The organism is Citrobacter sp. On2M (assembly GCF_018035235.1).
Classification (GTDB): domain Bacteria; phylum Pseudomonadota; class Gammaproteobacteria; order Enterobacterales; family Enterobacteriaceae; genus Citrobacter; species Citrobacter meridianamericanus.
The window spans coordinates 772189-795219 of record NZ_WPCV01000005.1 but is presented as its reverse complement, the minus strand read 5'-3'; the positions used below and the strand labels follow the sequence as shown (position 1 = coordinate 795219).

Annotated in this window: 22 protein-coding genes; 13 read left to right on the top strand and 9 right to left on the bottom strand. The window is 52.1% G+C overall.

Annotated features, from left to right (window positions below; genetic code table 11):
* The first annotated feature begins 1 nt into the window (after position 1).
* Positions 2-1969, top strand: coding sequence for a p-hydroxybenzoic acid efflux pump subunit AaeB (gene aaeB / locus On2M_RS21720; RefSeq protein WP_151217887.1), 1968 nt, complete (start codon positions 2-4; stop codon positions 1967-1969).
* Between the two features lie 125 nt (positions 1970-2094).
* Positions 2095-2373, top strand: coding sequence for a hypothetical protein (locus On2M_RS21715; protein WP_151217886.1), 279 nt, complete (start codon positions 2095-2097; stop codon positions 2371-2373).
* 57 nt (positions 2374-2430) lie between these two features.
* Here the strand turns inward: On2M_RS21715 and yhcN are convergent, their stop codons facing one another.
* Both yhcN and argR read right to left on the bottom strand, forming a co-directional pair.
* Entirely contained in the window at positions 2431-2697 is a 267-nt protein-coding gene (gene yhcN / locus On2M_RS21710) for a peroxide/acid stress response protein YhcN (protein ID WP_003025165.1), read from the bottom strand.
* 376 nt (positions 2698-3073) lie between these two features.
* Complete coding sequence (gene argR, locus On2M_RS21705; protein ID WP_003025162.1) at positions 3074-3544, bottom strand: transcriptional regulator ArgR; 471 nt, start codon at positions 3542-3544, stop codon at positions 3074-3076.
* A gap of 436 nt (positions 3545-3980) precedes the next feature.
* On the opposite strand from argR, the gene mdh reads away from it, so the two are divergent.
* Positions 3981-4916, top strand: coding sequence for a malate dehydrogenase (gene mdh, locus On2M_RS21700; protein WP_003025158.1), 936 nt, complete (start codon positions 3981-3983; stop codon positions 4914-4916).
* Between the two features lie 56 nt (positions 4917-4972).
* On the opposite strand, the gene degS is transcribed toward mdh, so the two are convergent.
* From degS to zapG, 3 genes are all read right to left on the bottom strand, one after another.
* The gene (gene degS / locus On2M_RS21695; protein ID WP_151217885.1) at positions 4973-6040 is read right to left on the bottom strand and encodes an outer membrane-stress sensor serine endopeptidase DegS; all 1068 of its coding nucleotides are present in this window, start codon (positions 6038-6040) and stop codon (positions 4973-4975) included.
* 89 nt (positions 6041-6129) lie between these two features.
* Positions 6130-7497, bottom strand: coding sequence for a serine endoprotease DegQ (degQ, locus tag On2M_RS21690; RefSeq protein ID WP_187253336.1), 1368 nt, complete (start codon positions 7495-7497; stop codon positions 6130-6132).
* A 168-nt stretch (positions 7498-7665) separates the two neighbouring features.
* Entirely contained in the window at positions 7666-8064 is a 399-nt protein-coding gene (zapG, locus tag On2M_RS21685) for a Z-ring associated protein ZapG (protein ID WP_151217884.1), read from the bottom strand.
* Between the two features lie 192 nt (positions 8065-8256).
* Here zapG and zapE point away from each other — a divergent pair, with 192 nt between their 5' ends.
* From zapE to sspB, 5 genes are all read left to right on the top strand, one after another.
* Positions 8257-9384 (top strand): cell division protein ZapE, encoded by a 1128-nt coding sequence (zapE, locus tag On2M_RS21680; protein ID WP_187260097.1) that lies wholly within the window; start codon positions 8257-8259, stop codon positions 9382-9384.
* A 218-nt stretch (positions 9385-9602) separates the two neighbouring features.
* A complete protein-coding gene (gene rplM / locus On2M_RS21675) occupies positions 9603-10031 on the top strand; it encodes a 50S ribosomal protein L13 (RefSeq protein ID WP_003025141.1) in 429 nt (142 codons plus the stop codon).
* Positions 10032-10046: 15 nt separating this feature from the next.
* Positions 10047-10439 carry a 30S ribosomal protein S9 gene (gene rpsI, locus On2M_RS21670; RefSeq protein WP_003025138.1) on the top strand — a complete coding sequence of 131 codons (393 nt, stop codon included), beginning with the start codon at positions 10047-10049 and terminating at the stop codon, positions 10437-10439.
* Between the two features lie 315 nt (positions 10440-10754).
* Positions 10755-11393, top strand: coding sequence for a stringent starvation protein SspA (gene sspA, locus On2M_RS21665; RefSeq protein ID WP_003025132.1), 639 nt, complete (start codon positions 10755-10757; stop codon positions 11391-11393).
* A 5-nt stretch (positions 11394-11398) separates the two neighbouring features.
* A complete protein-coding gene (sspB, locus tag On2M_RS21660; RefSeq protein ID WP_151217882.1) occupies positions 11399-11902 on the top strand; it encodes a ClpXP protease specificity-enhancing factor in 504 nt (167 codons plus the stop codon).
* Between the two features lie 56 nt (positions 11903-11958).
* On the opposite strand, the gene dcuC is transcribed toward sspB, so the two are convergent.
* Positions 11959-13326, bottom strand: a complete 1368-nt coding sequence (gene dcuC / locus On2M_RS21655; protein ID WP_187253334.1) for an anaerobic C4-dicarboxylate transporter DcuC — start codon at positions 13324-13326, stop codon at positions 11959-11961.
* 359 nt (positions 13327-13685) lie between these two features.
* Here dcuC and nanR point away from each other — a divergent pair, with 359 nt between their 5' ends.
* The 5 genes from nanR to nanQ all read left to right on the top strand — a co-directional run bounded on the left by nanR (position 13686) and on the right by nanQ (position 18675).
* Positions 13686-14477, top strand: a complete 792-nt coding sequence (nanR, locus tag On2M_RS21650; RefSeq protein WP_151217881.1) for a transcriptional regulator NanR — start codon at positions 13686-13688, stop codon at positions 14475-14477.
* A gap of 259 nt (positions 14478-14736) precedes the next feature.
* Positions 14737-15630 (top strand): N-acetylneuraminate lyase, encoded by an 894-nt coding sequence (gene nanA / locus On2M_RS21645; protein ID WP_121585117.1) that lies wholly within the window; start codon positions 14737-14739, stop codon positions 15628-15630.
* A gap of 108 nt (positions 15631-15738) precedes the next feature.
* A complete protein-coding gene (locus tag On2M_RS21640; RefSeq protein ID WP_210905443.1) occupies positions 15739-17229 on the top strand; it encodes an MFS transporter in 1491 nt (496 codons plus the stop codon).
* Between the two features lie 106 nt (positions 17230-17335).
* Positions 17336-18205, top strand: coding sequence for an N-acetylmannosamine kinase (nanK, locus tag On2M_RS21635; RefSeq protein WP_151217878.1), 870 nt, complete (start codon positions 17336-17338; stop codon positions 18203-18205).
* 2 nt (positions 18206-18207) lie between these two features.
* The gene (gene nanQ, locus On2M_RS21630) at positions 18208-18675 is read left to right on the top strand and encodes an N-acetylneuraminate anomerase (protein WP_151217877.1); all 468 of its coding nucleotides are present in this window, start codon (positions 18208-18210) and stop codon (positions 18673-18675) included.
* A 52-nt stretch (positions 18676-18727) separates the two neighbouring features.
* Here the strand turns inward: nanQ and On2M_RS21625 are convergent, their stop codons facing one another.
* The 3 genes from On2M_RS21625 to On2M_RS21615 all read right to left on the bottom strand — a co-directional run bounded on the left by On2M_RS21625 (position 18728) and on the right by On2M_RS21615 (position 23019).
* Complete coding sequence (locus On2M_RS21625; RefSeq protein WP_151217876.1) at positions 18728-20008, bottom strand: cytosine deaminase; 1281 nt, start codon at positions 20006-20008, stop codon at positions 18728-18730.
* Positions 19998-21248 (bottom strand): cytosine permease, encoded by a 1251-nt coding sequence (gene codB, locus On2M_RS21620; RefSeq protein ID WP_210905442.1) that lies wholly within the window; start codon positions 21246-21248, stop codon positions 19998-20000. Before codB ends, On2M_RS21625 begins: the two co-directional genes overlap by 11 nt.
* 352 nt (positions 21249-21600) lie before the next feature.
* The gene (locus tag On2M_RS21615; RefSeq protein WP_003025096.1) at positions 21601-23019 is read right to left on the bottom strand and encodes a glutamate synthase small subunit; all 1419 of its coding nucleotides are present in this window, start codon (positions 23017-23019) and stop codon (positions 21601-21603) included.
* Positions 23020-23031 lie beyond the last annotated feature (12 nt).

Below are 23031 nucleotides of genomic sequence, written 5' to 3'. Positions count from 1 at the left end.
GATGGGTATTTTCTCCATTGCCAATCAGCATATCCGCTTTGCGGTAAAACTGGCCTGCGCGATTGTACTGGCGCTGTTCGTTGGCTTTCATTTCCAGCTTGAGACCCCGCGCTGGGCGGTGCTGACCGCGGCCATTGTGGCGGCAGGTCCGGCCTTTGCCGCTGGTGGAGAACCTTATTCAGGTGCTATCCGCTATCGCGGCATGCTGCGTATTGTCGGGACATTTATCGGCTGTATTGCCGCACTGATCATTATCATCAGCATGATCCGCGCCCCGCTATTGATGATCCTGGTATGTTGTGTCTGGGCCGGTTTTTGTACCTGGATCTCATCGTTAGTAAAGATCGAAAACTCCTATGCCTGGGGGCTTTCAGGCTATACGGCGCTGATCATCGTCATTACTATTCAGGCTGAACCGCTGCTGACGCCGCAATTTGCGCTCGAACGCTGTAGTGAAATTGTGATGGGCATTGTCTGTGCCATTGTTGCTGACCTGCTCTTTTCGCCCCGTTCGGTGAAACAGGAAATTGATGTCGAACTGGATAGCCTGCTGGTAGCGCAATATCAGCTTATGCAGCTGTGCATTAAGCATGGCGACAGTGAGGAAGTGGACAAGGCCTGGGGAGATTTAGTCAGGCGAACGGCGGCGCTGGAAGGGATGCGTAGTAACCTGAATATGGAGTCCTCGCGCTGGGTGCGGGCTAACCGCAGACTCAAGGCATTGAATACGTTGTCGCTCACGCTCATCACGCAGTCCTGCGAAACCTATCTAATTCAGAACACCCGACCAGAATTGATCACCGATACCTTCCGTGAGTTGTTCGATACGCCGGTTGAAACGGTACAGGATGTCCATAAACAGTTGAAGCGGATGCGTAGGGTGATTGCCTGGACCGGAGAACGTGACACACCTGTCACAATTTACACCTGGGCTGGGGCGGCAACACGCTATTTGTTACTTAAACGTGGAGTTGTCAGCAACACCAAAATTAGCGCTATCGAAGAAGAGATCCTGCAAGGTGAACCGGTGGTAAAAGTGGAATCTGCCGAGCGCCACCATGCGATGGTTAATTTCTGGCGCACCACACTTTCATGTGTGCTGGGAACCTTATTCTGGCTGTGGACCGGTTGGACATCCGGCAGCGGTGCAATGGTGATGATTGCGGTTGTTACCTCTCTGGCAATGCGTTTGCCTAACCCGCGTATGGTGGCGATAGACTTTATATACGGCACATTGGCGGCGTTACCGCTCGGGGCACTCTATTTCCTGGTGATTATCCCTAATACCCAGCAAAGTATGTTGTTGCTGTGTCTGAGCCTGGCGGTGCTGGGTTTCTTTCTGGGGATCGAGGTACAGAAAAGGCGATTGGGATCGATGGGGGCGCTGGCCAGCACGATTAATATCATCGTGCTGGATAACCCGATGACGTTCCACTTTAGCCAGTTTCTTGACAGTGCGCTGGGGCAGATTGTTGGCTGTGTACTGGCATTTATCGTCATTATGTTGGTGCGTGATAACTCTCGTGACAGAACGGGCCGCGTGTTGCTCAACCAGTTTGTCTCGGCGGCGGTTTCTGCGATGACCACCAACGTGGTTCGTCGAAAAGAAAACCATCTTCCGGCGCTTTATCAGCAGCTGTTTTTGCTAATGAACAAATTTCCCGGCGACCTGGCGAAGTTTCGCCTGGCGCTGACCATGATCATCGCGCATCAGCGCCTGCGCGATGCGCCGGTACCGGTAAACGAGGATCTCTCCGCATTCCATCGCCAGCTTCGCCGCACTGCCGATCACGTGATTTCTGCAGGAAACGACGACAAGCGGCGACGTTACTTTAGTCAGTTGCTGGAAGAGCTTGAGATCTACCAGGAGAAATTAATCATCTGGCAAGCACCACCGCAGGTTACCGAGCCGGTAAAACGACTCAGTGGGATGCTACATAAGTATCAACATGCGCTGACCAGCAATTGAATGTGAGAAACCGACGATAAAAACGTCGGTTTTTTTATGGCTATACTTACCTGAAAATGCAGGAAGTCTCTGCATATTATTGGTTCGTAGAGTGACAGTGACTGGCGTCGGGATGGTGGCTATAGATGAACATCTATACATTTGATTTTGACGAGATAGAAGACCAGGGTGATTTCTATCGCGAGTTTACGCGCACGTTCGGTCTCGCCAGGGAAAAGGTGGTTGATTTAGATTCTTTGTGGGAGGTGGTTATCGGGGAAGTCTTACCGTTGCCGCTGGAGATTGAATTTGTTCATTTGCCGGACAAGCTACGCAGACGATATGGTGCGCTGATTTTACTGTTCGATGAAGCGGAAGAAGAGCTGGAAGGGCAGTTGCGCTTTAATGTTCGGCATTCAATATAAGGCATAAAAAAGCCCCCGGCAGGCGGGGGCAAGTCGTCGGACTGAGACGACGAGGGTTTATTTGTAGAGTTCTGCAGTAGCATGCCAGTGAGCGCCTTCACGGAGCTCGGTAACGCGATAGCTGCTGGCACCCGCTTTTTCAGCTTTAGCAGCGATGGCCTGACGCATATCCATTGGTGAGCTACCGATCTGAGATACGGAGATGCTACCCATGGATTGCAGGTTCTGTGCTTCTTGTGAGTTCACCTGAGTAACCGCGGCGCTTGCACCGAAAGAGAGAACAGAAAGAAGGCTTAAGGTTGCAATAGTCGTTTTGATTTTCATGATTTTTACCTCGTCGAATTCTTTTATAGGGGTCTGCGTTTCGTGACCCTCATCACAAAATCAAGTATACACTAATAACCTGATAAATTAATACCACGCTAATTGTTTCTGCTGGTGTTTGGTGTTAAGAAATGGTTTTTTTATAACCAAATGGAATTAAAAAGAGTGTTTTTGACATCTTTAAATAAATAAATTCAATCAAATCATAATGATATGAATTTTTGCAAAATGTGCGTTTTTAAATATTCGTATTCACTACGTGAATGTTTTTTGATGGTTAAACGCACCATTTGTTAAACGAGTCGTAGTGGAAAATAGAGGGAAGAGGGAGAAAACAGAGTTTTTTCCCCCGCCGCGAGGCGACGGGGAGGAGGCACTATAGTTCTTGTTCGAACAGTTCCAGAATGGCTTCGTACAAATCTTTTACCGTAAATCCCTTCGCTGGGGTGGTGAAGATAGTATCGTCACCGGCAATCGTACCCAGAATACCTTCCGCTTTCCCCAATGAGTCCAGCAGACGTGCAATCAACTGAGCAGCGCCGGGGCTGGTATGAATAACCACGACCGCATCGTTGTAGTCTATATCCAGTACCAGATTTTTTAGCGGGCTGGAGGTTGTCGGTACCCCTAACTCTGCTGGCAGGCAGTAAACCATTTCCATTTTCGCATTGCGTGTACGCACGGCGCCGAACTTGGTCAGCATGCGAGAAACCTTGGACTGATTGATATTATCAAAGCCCTGATCCTGCAACGCCAGGACAATTTCGCCCTGAGAGCTGAACTTTTCTTCTTTAAGCAGCGCTTTAAACGCCTTGACTAATTCTTCTTGTTTTGCCGAGCTTCGCATAAGTCACCCGTAATATGGCAGTAGAAACAACATTATTGTGCATACAGATGAATTTTTATGCAAACGGTCTGCCTTGTTCAAGGCTGAAATAATGTTATGAAAGAGCGGAATTTTATCAAATTTCGTTATCAAGAAACATGCCTGTGTCACGGCTTGCAAATAAGGTTAAAAGTAAATTAAATGTTATCAAATTGATGTTGTTTTGAGAGGTGGGTAGGGTATATTGTCAGCACCTGTTGGAAAGTTGCTCTACTGTGCGGGTGGTTTTGAATTACGTAACTTAGGTTTTATTTTACGTAAGTTAAATGCATAAAAGCCAAATTTGCGTGACTACGCATTCTCGACGCGTGGTTGTTGTATTCGTTGGATTTGTGAATTAAGGTCGCCGCCGCGGAGCAATAGACACTTTGCTTATCAATATAATAAGGAGTTTAGGATGAAAGTTGCAGTCCTCGGCGCTGCTGGTGGTATCGGTCAGGCGCTAGCATTACTGTTAAAAACCCAACTGCCTTCAGGTTCAGAACTCTCCCTGTACGACATCGCTCCAGTAACGCCTGGTGTGGCCGTTGATTTGAGCCATATCCCTACTGCTGTGAAAATCAAAGGCTTTAGCGGCGAAGACGCTACCCCTGCACTGGAAGGTGCTGATGTGGTGCTGATCTCCGCTGGCGTCGCACGTAAACCGGGTATGGATCGTTCCGACCTGTTCAACGTTAACGCCGGTATTGTGAAGAACCTGGTGCAGCAGGTTGCTAAAACCTGTCCGAAAGCGTGTATCGGTATCATCACCAACCCGGTTAACACGACGGTTGCTATCGCTGCAGAAGTACTGAAAAAAGCAGGCGTATACGATAAGAACAAACTGTTTGGCGTGACCACGCTGGACATTATCCGCTCCAACACCTTTGTGGCGGAACTGAAAGGCAAGCAGCCAGGCGACGTTGAAGTCCCGGTTATTGGCGGCCACTCTGGCGTGACCATTCTGCCGCTGCTCTCACAAATTCCTGGCGTAAGCTTCACCGAGCAAGAAGCGGCTGACCTGACCAAACGTATCCAGAATGCGGGTACTGAAGTTGTGGAAGCTAAAGCTGGTGGCGGATCTGCAACCCTGTCTATGGGTCAGGCTGCAGCACGTTTTGGCCTGTCACTGGTTCGCGCACTGAGCGGCGAAAAAGGTGTGGTTGAATGTGCTTACGTTGAAGGCGACGGCCAGTATGCTCGCTTCTTCTCTCAGCCGCTGCTGCTGGGCAAAAACGGTGTAGAAGAACGTCAGTCTATCGGCAAGCTGAGCGCGTTTGAGCAAGCTGCGCTGGAAGGTATGCTGGATACGCTGAAGAAAGATATCACTCTGGGCGAAGAGTTCGTTAAATAACGAACTGCCAGAAAGTAAAAAACCGGAGCACTGGCTCCGGTTTTTTTATATCCGCGTTAGTTGGTTGCCGGATATTCCTGAATCGTGACCTGCAGCGTCAACTGCTTATCATCGCGCATCACGACCACGGAGATAACCGAGCCTGGGCGAATCTCTGCCACCTGATCCATTGTTTCCAGCGCTGACACCGCTGGCTTATTATTGACCGAAATAATCAGATCGTTAACCTGTATGCCAGCCCGCGCTGCCGGACCATCCGGGGACACTTCGTTAACCACAATTCCCTGAATTTGATCCATGCCGCCACCCTGGGCGTGCAGTGGCGCTATTTCGCGACCGCTGATGCCGATGTAGCCGCGAATCACGCGTCCGTCACGAATCAGCTTATCCATGATTTTGGTTGCCAGTTGAAAAGGAATAGCAAAACCGATCCCTTCCGGGGTTTCGCCATCGTTGCTTTTATCAAATGACAGGGTGTTAATACCCATCAACTCACCCAACGAGTTAACCAGCGCACCACCGGAGTTGCCGTGGTTGATGGAGGCATCGGTTTGCAGGAAGTTTTGCCGCCCCGTCGGGTTCAGGCCAATACGACCGGTGGCGCTGATAATCCCCTGAGTGATGGTTTGCCCGAGGTTGTAAGGGTTACCAATGGCGAGAACCACATCGCCGATGTGCGGTACGCGTTTGTTATTAATCGGAATTGTCGGCAGTCCGCCAGTCGCGTTGATTTTCAGCACCGCAAGGTCGGTTAACGTATCAGAACCCACAAGTAGCGCTTCAAATACACGGCCATCCTGCAATGCGACGATGATTTGGTCAGCATCATTAATGACGTGCTTGTTGGTAATGATATAGCCGCGCTGATCCATGATAACGCCTGAGCCGAGCGTGCGGATCTCAAGCTGGTTATGCGCTGTGCTGTTCATACTGCGGTTATAAACGTTAACGACGGCAGGCGCTGCGCGGCGAACAGCCGGGTTATAACTGGCGGGTGTTTCATCTGCACTGTCGAACTGCGGTGCGGTAAGCGTATTAATTTTGCGCAACGAGGGCATCGCGGCCAGCAGAATAGCGCCGACGATTAAACCAATCGCGACCGAACGTAAAAGCTTCACAAACATGATGGCGGCGTCATTAATAAAGGGAACGGCAGCAGCATATCACGAGTTTACCGGACATCACACGGGGGGCTGATGTCCGGTTACAGGCGTTAACGCAGGAGCAGGTAAATACTTTCGTTACCGCGAACCACCTGCAGAGCAATAATCGACGGTTTCGCTTCCAGCACTTTGCGCATTTCAGCGATTGAGTTTACGCGATCGCGGTTAACGCCAATGATAACGTCATCTTTATGCAGGCCGGCCTGCGCGGCTGGGCTGCTTTTTTCGACGTTATCGATTTTAATGCCTTTGGTGCCGTCTTTTAACTGTCCGTCGCTGAGCGTAGCACCTTGCAACGCAGGCGCAATCATCTCCGCGCTGGCGGACGATGATGTACTGGTGTCCAGGGTGACCTCAACCTCCAGCGGTTTACCGTTACGCAGCAGACCCAGTTTGACCTTGGTGCCAGGTTCGGTTGTCGCAATGCGTGAACGCAGTTCGGCGAAGCTGTTGAGCGGTTTGCCGTTGAGGCTGGTAATGACGTCGCCAGACTTCACTCCCGCTTTTGCGGAACCGGAGTTAGGCAGAACCTCGCTGACAAACGCGCCGCGCTGCACGTCCAGTTTGAACGCTTTGGCGATATCGGCGGTCATTTCGGTGCCTTTAATCCCCAGCAGGCCACGTTTGATTTCACCAAACTGCATCAACTGCTGCGCCAGCGTACGCGCCATGTTGCTCGGAATTGCAAAGCCAATACCGATGCTACCGCCACCGGGAGCCAGAATCGCGGTGTTAATGCCAATCAGCTCACCGTTGAGGTTAAGCAATGCACCGCCGGAGTTACCCCGGTTGATGGAAGCGTCCGTCTGAATAAAGTTTTCCAGACCTTCGAGGTTCAACCCGCTACGACCCAAAGCCGATACAATGCCTGAGGTGGCAGTTTGCCCCAAACCAAACGGGTTACCCACGGCTACCGCGAAATCACCCACGCGGAGTTTGTCGGAATCGGCAATGGCTATTTGCGTCAGGTTGCTGGGATGCTGAATTTGTAGCAGAGCGATATCGCTCTGATCGTCGCTGCCAATAAGCTTTGCGTCGAACTCACGACCATCATTAAGCTGAACGCTGATTTTTTGCGCCTGATTAATAACGTGGTTATTGGTCAGGACGTAGCCTTTGGCGGCATCAATAATAACCCCGGAACCCAGCCCTTCAAAAGGTTGGGAAGGTTGGTCGGGAAGTTCATCACCAAAAAACTTTTTGAACTCTTCCGGGACTTTCTGCCCCTGAGTGGCGGTGCCTTCGACCCTTACGCTCACCACGGCAGGTAACACTTTCTCCAGCATCGGGGCGAGACTGGGGAGCGCAGCCTGACCGGGAACCTGGCCGGGAATCGACGCAACGGCCGGGAATGGCGCCGAGAGAGTTAACCCGACACTTAACGCTAATGCACTCAACAGCTGGGTTTGTTTTTTCATGGATCCTGCTCTCGTACCTTGAGTAAACGGAAGATGATTCAAAACAGTTTGATGTTATTGAATTTTCGGTTTGGTCACAATGAGGCTAACGACTAAATAATAGCTGGGACGGGAAGAGAAGCGGAGGGCGCAATTGCTGCGCCCAATAAATTTCTTAACGATGTGCGGTTAGTCGCGCTTTACGCCGCTACGCAGCAGGCCAGAAGCCCCTTCAGAATAGTCACGCGGCATTTGAACCGGCGCCTGATCGTTGCCAGCTTCGGACTCTGCCAGACGATTACGGAACGGGTTGTTTTCCGGTGACATACCCGGCAGCAGGTTGCTGGAGCTTTTCGCCATATGCTGGTAGATCTGACGATAATCGTCCGCCATGTTATCCAGCAATTCAGCGCTGCGGGCAAAGTGGCTCACCAGCTCTTCGCGGTACTCTTCCAGCTCAGCTTTATTTTTTTCCAGTTCGTACTGCAATGCCTGCTGTTGGCGTAATTTACGATTACCAAAACGCATGGCTACAGCACCAATAATGATACCGACGACTAACCCAATTAGCGCATATTCCCAGGTCATGAACATCTCCCGTTGTCTTGTGTTTCCGTAGGGTGTTGGCTTTAGGCTCCATGCCTGCGCCTGATTATGCCACTATAACCGCTAATTCCGTAGAAGTGGAATCCCGTGTTTATATCACGTAATGTAGAACGGCCTTTTTTTCGTCAACCGTGAGCGACGGCACATCGATTCTCAAGGAATAACAATAACATCATGCAAAGCCTTTCTCCGACATCGCGTTACCAGCAAGCCCTCAAAGATGGCAGTCATCAGCCCGACAACGTACAACAAGAAGCCGTGAATCGATTGGAAACCATTTTCCAGGCGCTTTCGACGCCGGCGCGTCCTGTGCCACAGGAGAGTGGACTGATGGCGCGTTTTGGCAAATTGCTGGGTAAGCGCGAGTCGCCGACTAACCCGCCGGTGCGTGGGCTGTATATGTGGGGCGGCGTCGGGCGCGGAAAAACCTGGCTGATGGATCTGTTCTACCATAGCCTGCCGGGCGGGCGTAAACAGCGTTTGCACTTTCACCGTTTTATGTTGCGCGTCCATGAGGAGCTTACCGCCCTGCAGGGGCAGAGCGATCCGCTGGAAATCATTGCCGACCGTTTTAAGGCCGAAACGGACGTGCTGTGCTTTGACGAATTTTTTGTTTCTGACATCACCGATGCCATGCTGCTCGGCGGCCTGATGAAGGCACTATTTGCCCGCGGTATTACGCTGGTCGCGACCTCCAATATTCCGCCAGATGAACTGTATCGCAACGGGTTGCAACGCACGCGTTTTCTTCCTGCTATTGATGCTATCAAACAGCATTGTGACATTATGAATGTTGATGCTGGCGTCGATTATCGTCTGCGCACCTTAACTCAGGCGCATTTGTGGTTGTCACCACTGAATGAGGAAACCCGCCAGCAGATGGATAAGCTCTGGCTGGCATTGGCGGGAACGAAAGGCGAGCATGCGCCGACGCTGGAAATCAATCATCGCCCTATGCAGACGCTGGCCGTCGAAAACCAAACGCTGGCGGTGTCGTTCACTACGCTCTGTGTCGATGCGCGTAGCCAACATGACTACATTGCGCTGTCGCGTCTGTTTCATACGGTGCTGTTGTTTGATGTACCGGTCATGACGACGCTGATGGAGAGTGAGGCGCGGCGTTTTATCGCGCTGGTGGATGAGTTCTATGAGCGTCACGTCAAGCTGGTGGTCAGTGCGGCGTCGCCACTCTATGAAATTTATCAGGGCGAGCGTCTGAAGTTTGAATTTCAGCGCTGTTTGTCGCGCTTGCAGGAGATGCAAAGCGAAGAGTATCTGAAGCGGGAACATTTAGCCGGTTAAACCTGCCGCAAATCACATAAAGGGGTCGATCTTTGACCCTGACTTCTCTATAATCTTGCGACCCCACGTTACGAGAGAGTTTTTTTCCCAAAACTTTCTATGCGCCGGCATAGGCTATTCGAAGGGGTAGGTTTGCTGGACAATGTCGTGTGAACCTCAACTGACAAAACGTTTGGGTGTTCACCAACGTGTAACTTATTTATTTGGGTAAGCTTTTAATGAAAACTTTTACAGCTAAACCAGAAACCGTAAAACGCGACTGGTATGTTGTTGACGCGACCGGTAAAACTCTGGGCCGTCTGGCTTCCGAACTGGCTCTGCGCCTGCGCGGTAAGCACAAAGCGGAATACACTCCGCACGTAGATACCGGTGATTACATCATCGTTCTGAACGCTGACAAAGTTGCTGTAACCGGCAACAAGCGTACTGACAAAGTGTACTATCACCACACCGGCCACATCGGTGGTATCAAACAAGCGACCTTTGAAGAGATGATTGCTCGCCGTCCTGAGCGTGTGCTTGAAATCGCGGTTAAAGGCATGCTGCCAAAAGGCCCGCTGGGTCGTGCTATGTTCCGTAAACTGAAAGTTTACGCTGGCAACGAGCACAACCACGCGGCACAGCAACCGCAAGTTCTTGACATCTAATCGGGATTATAGGCAATGGCTGAAAATCAATACTACGGCACTGGTCGCCGCAAAAGTTCCGCAGCTCGCGTTTTCATCAAACCGGGCAGTGGTAAAATCGTAATCAACCAACGTTCTCTGGAACAGTACTTCGGTCGTGAAACTGCCCGCATGGTAGTTCGTCAGCCGCTGGAACTGGTCGACATGGTTGAGAAACTGGATCTGTACATCACTGTTAAAGGTGGTGGTATCTCTGGTCAGGCTGGTGCGATCCGTCACGGTATCACCCGCGCTCTGATGGAGTACGACGAGTCCCTGCGTGGCGAACTGCGTAAAGCAGGCTTCGTTACCCGTGATGCTCGTCAGGTTGAACGTAAGAAAGTCGGTCTGCGTAAAGCACGTCGTCGTCCTCAGTTCTCCAAACGTTAATTGTATTCTGCTTCGGCAGACGACAATTTGCGAAAAAACCCGCTTCGGCGGGTTTTTTTATCGTTATTTCTCGCCGTAGAACCACGGCAATCCGCTAATTGCCACCTCTTTTTCCCCATTTCAAGAATCGACTCACCACAACGGTCACAAAATCTGGTAAACTATCATCCAATTTTCTGCCCAAATGTCCGGTATCGCTCATTTTTTGTTTGTATTTTGAACAGCAATGACTTTCCGAGCCTGGGTGACATCACTTCTGGCTGGCCACTGAGTGGCTGGTAGCAGTAAAAATTCTGAATATACCTGGAGGTTTTCATGGCTGTCGCTGCCAACAAACGTTCGGTAATGACGCTGTTTTCTGGTCCTACTGACATCTATAGCCATCAGGTCCGCATTGTGCTGGCTGAAAAAGGTGTTAGTTTCGAGATTGAGCATGTGGAGAAGGACAATCCACCTCAGGATCTGATCGACCTCAACCCGAATCAGAGCGTACCGACACTGGTGGATCGTGAGCTGACCCTGTGGGAATCTCGCATCATTATGGAATATCTGGATGAGCGTTTCCCGCATCCACCGCTGATGCCGGTTTACCCGGTTGCGCGTGGTGAAAGCCGCCTGTACATGCAGCGTATTGAAAAAGACTGGTACACGCTGATGAACGTCATCGTGAACGGGTCTGCTTCTGAAGCCGAAGTCGCGCGTAAGCGTCTGCGCGAAGAACTGCTGGCAATTGCGCCGGTATTTGGCCAGAAACCTTACTTCCTGAGCGATGAGTTCAGCCTGGTAGATTGCTATCTGGCGCCGCTGCTGTGGCGTTTACCGCAGCTGGGTATTGAATTCAACGGTGCAGGTTCGAAAGAGCTGAAAGGGTACATGACTCGCGTCTTTGAACGTGACTCTTTCCTGGCTTCTCTGACTGAGCCTGAACGTGAAATGCGTCTGGGCCGGGGTTAACCTGTATGGATTTGCCACAGCTAACACCACGCCGTCCGTATCTGCTGCGCGCATTCTATGAGTGGTTGTTAGACAACCAGCTCACGCCGCATCTGGTGGTGGATGTGACGCTCCAGGACGTGCAGGTTCCGATGGAATATGCACGTGACGGGCAAATTGTTCTGAACATTGCACCGCGTGCGGTGGGCAATCTGGAGTTGGCTAACGACGAAGTGCGCTTTAACGCGCGCTTTGGTGGTGTGCCGCGTCAGGTTTCAGTGCCGCTGGCTGCCGTCCTGGCAATTTATGCTCGTGAAAATGGCGCCGGTACGATGTTCGAGCCGGAAGCCGCCTACGACGAAGATGTCGCCAGCTTAAATGATGACGACAACGACGCGTCTGGTTTTGAGAGTGAAACGGTCATGTCGGTCATTGATGGCGATAAGCCTGACAATGGCGACGACAACGAACCAGATGACACACCGCCGCCACCTCGCGGTGGGCGTCCAGCGCTGCGCGTAGTGAAATAAATAGTGAAATAAAAAAACAGGCCCTTTGGGGCCTGTTCTGTTTTCTGGTTTCGGGATCAGTAAAACAGCGCGATGGTGACTATCATATTCACCACAAATCCCACCGCCATTGGGATGGCTGTACGTTTTACCACCTCAAAGGGCGACACGCCGGCAATACCCGACGTCACCACAATGACCGCGGTAATGGGTGACACCGCTCTGGCGAGCGTAGTAGCAAAATGCATCGGCATAATCATCACTACCGCAGGAATATGCAGCCCGGCGGCAATATCCGGAATCAGGCTGGCAAAAGACATGAATGGCGCGTTGCCTGATCCCATGACGATCGCGCAGGCGGCGATGACCACGGCCATGATGATCATCACGCCGATGCCGCCAAGGCCGGAATGCTCTGCACCTTTTATCACGGCGTCGACAGTGCCGATTGTCGTTAACCCTTTCGCAAAGATCTCCCCGGCAACCACCAGCGTGACAACGTTGGCGAACTGCGTCCCCATACCGTCAAAAAAAGCCTGCACATCATCCATCGTTTCGCGCAGATCATGTTTATGCAGGAATTGAACAAACATCGTGAGCGTCATGCTCATCAGCATTACCACCACCAGATTCAGCTCTGCTTTCATTAGCCCCATCTGCGCCAGGGCAAGCGAGCCCAGCATCAGGATCAGCGGCATGACGGGTAAAATGGCGTAATAGAGTGGAGGTACGTTTTCCAGTGCTTTTTGTTCAGTGAATCCGTTGTAGTCCGGTACTGTTTTTTTATCAAATTGCCGCTGAACGAAAAAATGCGCAATGGCGACGGCGATGATGACGCACGATGCGACGGGTAACTGATAATGAAAGAAGTAGGTGGCGATTTTCATACCTGCGACCTGCGCGGCAAAAATCGAGTTGGTTTCCAGAATGCCCCATTCAATGGACATTGAGGTAGCAATGACGGCCACCGCAGACAAACGGCTCACGCCAAGGCTGACCAGCGTTGGGAACAGCGTCACCATCAGCAGCATACCTAACCCGGATGCACTGGTAATGAACTGCGCCATGATCTGACCAATCACATAAGTGGCGGCAAGAACAACATAGGGTGAGCGGATTAGCTTAAGCGGACGGCTTAACAGGCTAACCATCGCTCTGCTGGCTCCCATCCTGTCCATATAACGGGCATAACCGCCCACTGCCATGATGGATAACCCCAGTCCGGCCGCCCGATTGGAGAGCATACGCAGAATTTCGTTGTAAATATCGATCAGCAGATAGCCGCTGCTCTTGTCGTCAGCGACCAGCGCGCCGTAGCCCAGCCAGACACCGCAGATCATCAGGAATATCCCCGCGGCCGCCAGCACGACCTGCGGTTTGTAGTTTTTGAGGATCAGGTAACCCATCGTTAATAAAACGATAACAGAAATAATGATGCCGAACATTGTTTCACTCCATGCCAGAGAAGAAGATAAATCCGGTAATAACGCTGTTATGTAAACGGATGTTATATTTTTTTGAGCGTTTTTTATGGAGTGGATATCTTGTTTTTAATTCGATCTTTAAATTATTTATCGTTATAAAATAGATGGTTATGATAATTTGTCATGTTCATATTCATAAATTTCAAAAAGTGAATAGAGTGCCGTTAAATTAAATATATGCAGAATGATTAAACTGAATAAAATATATTTATTGCAGATATGACCAATAAGCTGTTCAGCCCGAATGACCATCATTTCACCCTGCTTTCGATCCTGTGATAGGATAAACCCGCTGTTGTTTGTCACCACGACTTAGCTGAATGGGCCCTATGAACGCATTTGATTCGCAAGCTGAAGACTCTCCATCCGCCATTGGCCGTAGCTTACGCAATCGCCCGCTGGCGCGTAAAAAACTGTCTGAAATGGTTGAAGAAGAACTGGAGCAGATGATTCGTCGTCGGGAATTTGGCGAGGGCGAACAGTTGCCGTCTGAGCGAGAGCTGATGACCTTCTTTAACGTGGGCCGTCCTTCTGTACGAGAAGCGCTGGCGGCGTTAAAGCGCAAAGGTCTGGTACAAATCAACAACGGTGAGCGCGCCCGCGTTTCGCGTCCTTCTGCTGATACTATTATCAGCGAGCTCTCTGGTATGGCGAAAGATTTCCTCGCGCATCCCGGCGGCATTGCCCACTTCGAACAGCTGCGATTGTTCTTTGAATCCAGCCTGGTACGATATGCCGCCGAACATGCGACGGACGAGCAAATCGACAAACTGGCGAAGGCGCTGGAGATCAACAGTCAGTCGCTCGATGACAATGCGTTGTTCATTCGCTCGGACGTTGATTTTCACCGCGTACTGGCGGAGATCCCGGGCAATCCCATCTTTATGGCGATCCACGTCGCGCTGCTGGATTGGCTGATTGCCGCACGTCCGACCGTCCCTGATCGGGAATTGTACGAGCATAATAGTGTGAGTTATCAACAACATATTTCTATTGTTGAGGCTATTCGTCAGCATGATCCTGATGAAGCCGACCGCGCATTACAAGAACATCTCAACAGCGTTTCTGCCACCTGGCACGCCCTCAGTAAAAACAAAAAATTGCGTAAGTGATCGCGATCCCGACGATCGTTTAAACACAAAATCATTCAAGTTGCATCAATGCGGCAAGAGAGCGAACACCCTGGAGCATAGATAACTATGTGACAGGGGTGATCGAACGCAGCCAACGCAGAGGCGGCTCGAAGGATGAAGTGTTTAGTGAGGTAGATCGCACTATAAGCGTTCTGTATTGTATTGCTGCTTATTTGATCTGGTATAACAGGTATAAAGGTATGTAGTCAGATAACACTAATCATCCTCAGAGGTCGTTATGGCAAGAAATTTAAAAGGCGTAATGCCAGCGTTGTTAACTCCATTCGATAACCAACAGAAACTGGACATCGAGAGCTTGCGCCGTCTGGTGCGTTTCAATATTGGGCAGGGAATAGATGGGCTGTATGTCGGTGGCTCAACGGGTGAGGCCTTTGTCCAAAACCGCGCTGAAAGAGAGCAGGTACTGGAAATTGTTGCCGAAGAAGCAAAAGGCAAGGTGACGCTGATCGCCCACGTCGGCACAGTGAGTACCGAAGAGAGCCAGCAGCTGGCGAGCGCTGCGCATCGCTACGGGTTTGATGCGGTTTCGGCTGTCACGCCATTTTACTATCCGTTCAGCTTTGAAGAGCACTGCGATCACTACCGCGCAATTATTGATTCCGCCGATGGCTTACCAATGGTGGTCTATAACATCCCGGCACTGAGCGGCGTAAAACTGACGCTGGATCAGATCAACACGCTGGTGACGTTGCCGGGCGTTGGTGCGCTGAAGCAAACCTCAGGCGATCTCTATCAGATGGAACAGATCCGACGCGCTCACCCCGATCTGGTGCTTTACAACGGCTATGATGAGATCTTCGCTTCTGGTCTGTTGGCGGGTGCAGATGGAGGTATCGGTAGTACCTACAACATCATGGGATGGCGTTACCAGGGAATTGTGAAAGCGCTCAAAGAAGGCGACATCCGGACGGCACAAAAGCTGCAAACCGAGTGCAATAAGGTTATCGATCTGCTCATTAAAGTTGGCGTGTTCCGCGGCCTGAAAACGGTACTGCACTATATGGACGTGGTTTCTGTTCCGCTGTGCCGTAAACCATTTGCCCCGGTAGATGAACAATATTTGCCGGAACTGAAAGCGCTGGCAAACCAACTGTTGGCGGAAAAGGCGTAATCGCGGGTCGCCGGGGCGCTTCGCTTGCCCGGCCTGAATATTTCGACCGTGGCCGGATAAGGCAAAGCCGCCATCCGGCTCAACAACAAAGATCGTCGGGAGAGTAAAATGAGTACTTCTACCCAGAGCATCCCGTGGTATCGCCATCTCAATCGGGCACAATGGCGGGCATTTTCCGCCGCCTGGCTGGGATATTTGCTTGATGGTTTTGATTTTGTATTAATCGCCCTTGTACTGACAGAAGTACAAGGCGAATTCGGACTGACGACGGTGCAGGCGGCCAGTCTGATCTCCGCCGCCTTTATCTCCCGCTGGTTTGGCGGATTAATGCTGGGGGCGATGGGTGACCGTTACGGACGTCGCCTGGCGATGGTCACCAGCATCATTCTGTTCTCAGTGGGGACGCTGGCCTGCGGCTTCGCACCGGGCTACACCACTATGTTTATCGCCCGCCTGGTTATCGGTATGGGAATGGCCGGCGAGTACGGTTCCAGCGCGACTTATGTTATTGAAAGCTGGCCTAAGCATCTGCGAAATAAAGCCAGTGGCTTCCTGATTTCCGGTTTCTCCGTTGGCGCGGTGATCGCCGCGCAGGTCTACAGCCTGGTGGTTCCGGTCTGGGGATGGCGCGCGCTGTTCTTCATCGGCATTCTGCCAATGATCTTCGCCCTCTGGCTGCGTAAAAATATCCCTGAAGCGGAAGACTGGAAAGAGAAACACGAAGGTAAAGCGCCGGTGCGCACGATGGTGGACATACTCTACCGGGGCGAACATCGGGTTATCAATATTCTGATGACCCTCACCGCCGCGACCGCGCTGTGGTTTTGCTTTGCAGGCAACCTGCAAAATGCAGCTATCGTAGCGGTCCTTGGCCTGATATGTGCTTTTATTTTCATTAGCTTTATGGTGCAAAGCAGCGGGAAGCGCTGGCCGACAGGCGTCATGCTAATGGTGGTCGTGCTGTTCGCCTTCCTCTATTCATGGCCTATTCAGGCGTTGTTGCCAACCTATCTGAAAACCGAACTGGCTTATGATCCGCACACGGTTGCCAATGTCCTGTTCTTTAGCGGATTTGGCGCGGCGGTCGGTTGTTGCGTCGGTGGTTTTCTTGGTGACTGGCTGGGCACGCGCAAGGCCTACGTTTGCAGTCTGCTGGCTTCACAGTTGCTGATTATTCCGGTATTTGCGATTGGCGGCTCAAACGTCTGGGTGCTGGGTTTGCTGCTGTTTTTCCAGCAAATGCTTGGTCAAGGGATCTCCGGGATCTTACCAAAACTGATTGGCGGCTATTTCGATACCGACCAGCGTGCGGCTGGTCTGGGCTTCACCTACAACGTGGGTGCGCTGGGCGGGGCTTTGGCGCCGATCATCGGGGCGCTGATTGCGCAGCGTCTGGATCTGGGCACTGCGCTGGGATCGCTCTCTTTCGGCCTGACATTTGTGGTTATCCTGCTGATTGGTCTCGATATGCCGTCCCGCGTACAGCGCTGGCTACGTCCTGAAGCGATACGTACGCATGATGCCATTGATGGTCGACCGTTTAGCGGGGCTGTGCCGTTCGGCGGTGACAAAAGCACCATGATGAAATCCAAAAGTTAATCCGATTGCCCGGTGTTGAACCGGGCAATTAACGTAAAGGAAGAAGTATGTCGTTATTTGAGCAACGGGATAAAAAGCGTATCACCGCGATGCAGAAGGCGGTGTCATGACTACGTTGGCGATTGATATCGGCGGTACCAAACTGGCAGCCGCGCTGGTAGACAGTAATCTGCAAATTCGCGAGCGGCGTGAATTGCCGACGCCCGCCAGCAAAACGCCGGAGGCGCTGCGCGCTGCACTGCAAGCACTCGTTGCGCCGCTACAGGGGCAGGCTGTCCACGTCGCGATTGCCTCCACCGGTATTATCCGCGAGGGCACACTACTGGCGATAAACCCGCTCAATCTTGGCGGGCTTATGCACTTCCCGCTGGTACAAACCTTAAAAGAGCTGACCGGTTTGCCGACCATGGCGGTTAATGATGCGCAGGCGGCGGCCTGGGCTGAACATCATGCACTTGGGGGCGAGTACCGCGATATGGTGTTTATTACCGTCTCCACCGGCGTGGGCGGCGGGGTGGTGAGCGAGGGAAAACTGCTGACCGGAATCAGCGGTTTGGCAGGACATCTCGGACATACGCTGGCTGACCCGCATGGGCCAGTATGCGGCTGCGGGCGCGTGGGCTGTGTCGAGGCGATCGCTTCCGGTCGAGGGATCGCGGCTGCAGCCGAAGGTACGCTTGCTGGATGCGATGCCAAAACCATTTTTAGCCGCGCCGGGCAAGGAGATGAGCAGGCAAGACACTTGATCCATCGTTCAGCGCGTACTTTGGCAAGGCTTGTCGCCGATGTGAAGGCTACGACCGATTGCCAGATTGTGGTGATTGGCGGCAGCGTTGGGCTGGCTGAAGGATATCTGGCGCTGGTTGAACATTATCTGGCACAAGAGCCTTTGGTCTATCACGTGGAATTACTGGCAGCGCATTACCGTCATGACGCTGGTTTACTGGGGGCCGCGCTGTTGGCCCAGGGAGATTGATTATGATGTCAGATGAGTTGCGTTCACTGCCTTCTGCCGGATTACATCCGGTCTTGCAGCAGGCATTAACGCTTGCCATTGCGGCGAATCCTCAGGAGAAGACCCCAGGGCGCTACGCGTTGCAGGGCGATACTATTTTTATGAATGTCATGCAGTTTGCAACGCAGAGCCCAGAACAAAAGAAAGCGGAACTGCATCAGCAGTACATTGATATTCAGGTGTTATTGTCGGGTGAAGAACGCATTCTGTTCGGGATGACCGATTCTGCTCGCCAGTGCGATGAGATGCATGTTGAGGATGACTATCAGCTGTGCAGCGAGATTGCCGATGAGCAGGCGCTCGTACTGAAGCCGGGAAGATTTGCGATTTTTATGCCGGGCGAACCGCATAAACCAGGCTGTATGGTGGGGGAGCCGGGGGAAATCAAAAAGGTAGTGATTAAGGTACACGCCAGCTTATTACAAGCCTGACAGACCGTGTCGGATGGCAAGGCTTGCGCCATCCGACACTGGATAGAACAACCTAGCGCTTAAACGTTACCGCTTCCGGCTGTGTCAGATGCAGCGTGGTCTGGCTTGGCACCGTTTCAGCAATGACTCGCCCGTGACGAATGGAATAACGTGCAGGCGTCTGGCGACGAACCGCGTCAAACCCATTTTCTGCCGCTAAAATCACCAGATTTCCGGAGTTCCCCACGTTCAGACCGTAATCCTGCAGGTGCAGGGTTTTCGCACTGTGGGTAGTGACCAGGTTCAGACCATCGTTGATCTGTCCGTATCCCATCAGCTGACACACGTGTAATCCCATATGCAGTACCTGCAGCATATTCGCGGTGCCCAGCGGATACCACGGATCGAAGACGTCATCATGGCCGAAGCAGACGTTGATCTCCGCTTCCAGCATCTCTTTGACGCGCGTTACACCGCGACGTTTAGGATACGTATCAAAGCGCCCTTGCAGGTGAATATTTACCAGTGGATTCGCGACAAAGTTGATGCCGGACATTTTCAACAGGCGAAAGAGTCGGGAAGCATAGGCGCCGTTATAGGAATGCATTGCCGTGGTATGGCTGGCGGTCACGCGGTCGCCCATATTGTCGCGATGGGCCAGTGCCGCAACGGTTTCAACAAAGCGTGACTGCTCATCGTCAATTTCGTCGCAGTGCACATCGATAAGTCGGTCATATTTCTGCGCCAGAGCGAAAATTTTGTGCAGCGACTCAACGCCATATTCACGCGTAAATTCAAAGTGGGGGATCGCGCCAATGACGTCGGCACCCAAACGCACGGCTTCCTCTAATAGCGCTTCACCGTTGGGGTAAGAAAGAATGCCCTCTTGCGGGAAGGCGACAATTTGCAGCTCTATCCACGGTGCGACTTCTTGCTTCACCTCCAGCATGGCTTTCAGCGCCGTCAGCGTCGGATCGGAAACGTCAACGTGCGTGCGGACATGCTGGATGCCGTTGGCCATCTGCCACTTCAGGGTCTGCATGGCGCGCGCTTTGACGTCTTCGTGCGTGAGCATTGCCTTACGTTCGGCCCAGCGTTCAATGCCTTCAAATAACGTACCAGACTGGTTCCAGCTCGGCTCGCCTGCGGTTTGCGTGGTGTCCAGATGGATATGTGGCTCAACGAACGGTGGAATGGCTAAGCCGCCTTCGGCATCAAGTACTTCTCCCTGCGGCAACGTGGCGGTGTCCTGTGGCTCAATCCGGCTGAAGCGCCCGTTTTCAATCGTGAGCTGCCACAATCCTTCGCGTCCCTGTAAACGTGCCTGACAAAGGGTGATGTTATTATTCTGCATGGCTGACCTCTGGTGATTTAGCAAGGCTGCGATTAAAAAGTGGATTCAGCAGGATATAACTGAATACGCCGCCAAGTACGGCGTTGACGGGCACAATACCGGGAATATAGTGGCCTGCGGCAATGCCCAATGCAACGGACAGGATAGCTATCCAGTTTACGGGAATAAATTGCGCTTTGCTGAAGTCTGCATAGCGGCGATGGTTCAGCAGATAGTCGGCGATAATCACCCCGCCAATGGGAGGAATTGCTGCCGACAGAAAGGTCAGCCAGCCGACAAAGTTATTGTAAAGCCATAGCGCGCACAATGTGCCGATAATACCGTTAGCCACCGACAGCGAACGGCTGGAAAGGCCGGTAATATTGGCAAAACCCAGGCCTGAGGCGTACAGCGCATTGTCGTTGGTAGTCCAGATATTCAGGCCGAGCACTACAATCGCGGGCAGCAGCAGTCCCTGGGCAATCATCACGTCGGAGATATCCGCCTGTCCAACAGCGGCGGCACCCGCCGCGCCGAAGATAAACATCAGAGAGTTACCAAGGAAAAACGCCACCATGGCAATCAGCACCGCGCCTTTGGCGTTGCGACCAAAGCGAACGAAGTCGGCGGTTAATGTTCCTGCGCTGACAAACGAGCCGACCACCAGCGCCAGGGCGGTGGAGAAATTCAGCGGTGTCTGCGGCACTATCGCTTTTAAATGGTCTAAACCGCCGACATCACTCACCGCCAGCCAGACGGAGTAGCTGCCAAGAACGACGATGGCGGGGACGGCGATAATAGATAAAACGGTCAGCGCCGAGATGCCAAAAAAGATGGTCATAGTCATCAACAGACCGGAAACTGCAATCAGGATATTGACGTCAATTCCCGTCGCTTTGCCCACCGGGATAGCAAACATGGCCACACCCACGCCAAACCAGCCTACCTGCGTACCGCCTAACAGCAGTGAGGGAAGCCATGAACCTTTCACACCAAATGAGTAACGCGCCAGAAGGTGGGTTGAGAGCCCTGTTTTTGCGCCGATAAAACCGAGAAATGCAGTGTAAATACCGAGGAGAAGATTACCGAAGAGAACTGCCAGGAAGAAATCATTATAAGAAAGACCGGTACCGAGTGTGCCACCGGTCCACATACTGGCGGAAAAAAATGTGAGACCCAACATGACAAATGTTAGTGGAACCACGCCTTTCCGCGCCGCCAGAGGGACGGGGCCCTGGCTATAATTGTTGTCCTGCGACACAACGCCTCCATGAATTTTGCCCAAAAAATCCGCCGCATAATATACAGTTCTCAGAATAAAGCAAACGATTACGTATAATCTTTACATGGTTTTTATTCATGAGGTTGATGATTGCGTTGATTTTTGGGCTCGACATTTTTAACCGATAAGAAGCGGACAAACGCCGACCAGGGTAGTGGAAAAGATTAAGTCAGTTACGCCAAATGGTAAGATTCTGCAGACACTGTCTGCGGAATTTCAATGTACTGAATATACAGCTGTATTTGTGAGCGGTTTTCGAAAAATGATACCGCATGTATTTAGTGGAGGAATATTGGCTCCCCAGCTATCAGCGTCAGGGGAGCCAAAAGTATTACACTTCCAGGTAGTTCAGAATCCCGTCTGCCGCTTTACGACCTTCGGCTATCGCGGTGACTACCAGATCCGAACCGCGCACGATGTCGCCACCGGCGAAGATTTTCGGGTTGCTGGTCTGGAAAGCGTTATCGCTACGTTCCGGGGCAATAATGCGGCCCTGTGAATCCAGCTCGACGCTGTGCTCTTTCAGCCACTCCATGCTGTGTGGGCGGAAACCAAACGCCAGGACCACCGCATCAGCCGGAACAACGTGCTCGGATCCAGCGACGATCTCCGCACGGCGGCGCCCCTTCGCATCCGGTTCGCCCATTTCAGTGCGCGCCATTTTCACGCCGCACACTTTCCCGTTGGCATTCACTTCCACACCTAAAGGCTGGACGTTGAACTGGAACTCGACGCCTTCTTCACGCGCATTTTTTACTTCGCGTTTGGAACCCGGCATGTTCTCTTCGTCGCGACGATAGGCGCAGATAACGTGCGATGCTTCCTGACGTACGGAGGTGCGCACGCAGTCCATCGCGGTATCGCCACCGCCGAGCACGACGACACGTTTGCCTTCCATGCTGATGTATGGCTCGTTGCTGCTTTCGCCAAAGCCCATCAACTGTTTGGTATTGGCAATCAGGAACGGCAGGGCATCAAACACGCCATCAGCGTCTTCGTTTTCCAGCCCGCCGCGCATCGACTGATAGGTACCGACACCAAGGAACACGGCGTCGTAATCCTTCAGCAAGTCGTTGAGCTGAACGTCGCGGCCCACTTCCACGTTCAGTTTGAACTCAATGCCCATACCGGTGAAGATTTCACGGCGCCGGGTCATGACCTCTTTTTCCAGCTTGAAGGCCGGGATACCAAAGGTCAGCAGGCCGCCGATTTCCGGGTGACGGTCAAATACCACTGCCTTCACGCCGTTGCGGGTTAGCACATCAGCACAGGCCAGGCCCGCCGGACCCGCACCGATAATTGCCACGCGCTTGTCCGTCTGGCGAACGCCGGTCATATCCGGACGCCAGCCCATCTCGAAGGCTTTATCATTGATATAGCGCTCGATATTGCCGATAGTTACTGCGCCAAACTCATCGTTCAGCGTACAGGATCCTTCACACAGTCGATCCTGCGGGCATACACGGCCACAGACTTCCGGCAAGGTGTTGGTCTGGTGCGACAATTCTGCCGCTTCAAAAATACGTCCCTCATTCGCCAACTTCAGCCAGTTCGGGATGTAGTTATGCACCGGGCACTTCCACTCGCAGTACGGGTTACCGCAGGACAGGCAGCGATCTGCCTGCGCTTTGGCCTGGCCTTCGGAAAACGGCTCGTAGATCTCGATAAATTCGATCTTACGGATCTTCAGCGGCTTCTTCGGCGGATCAACACGCTGCAGGTCGATAAATTGGTATACGTTCTGACTCATTGCTGCTACCCC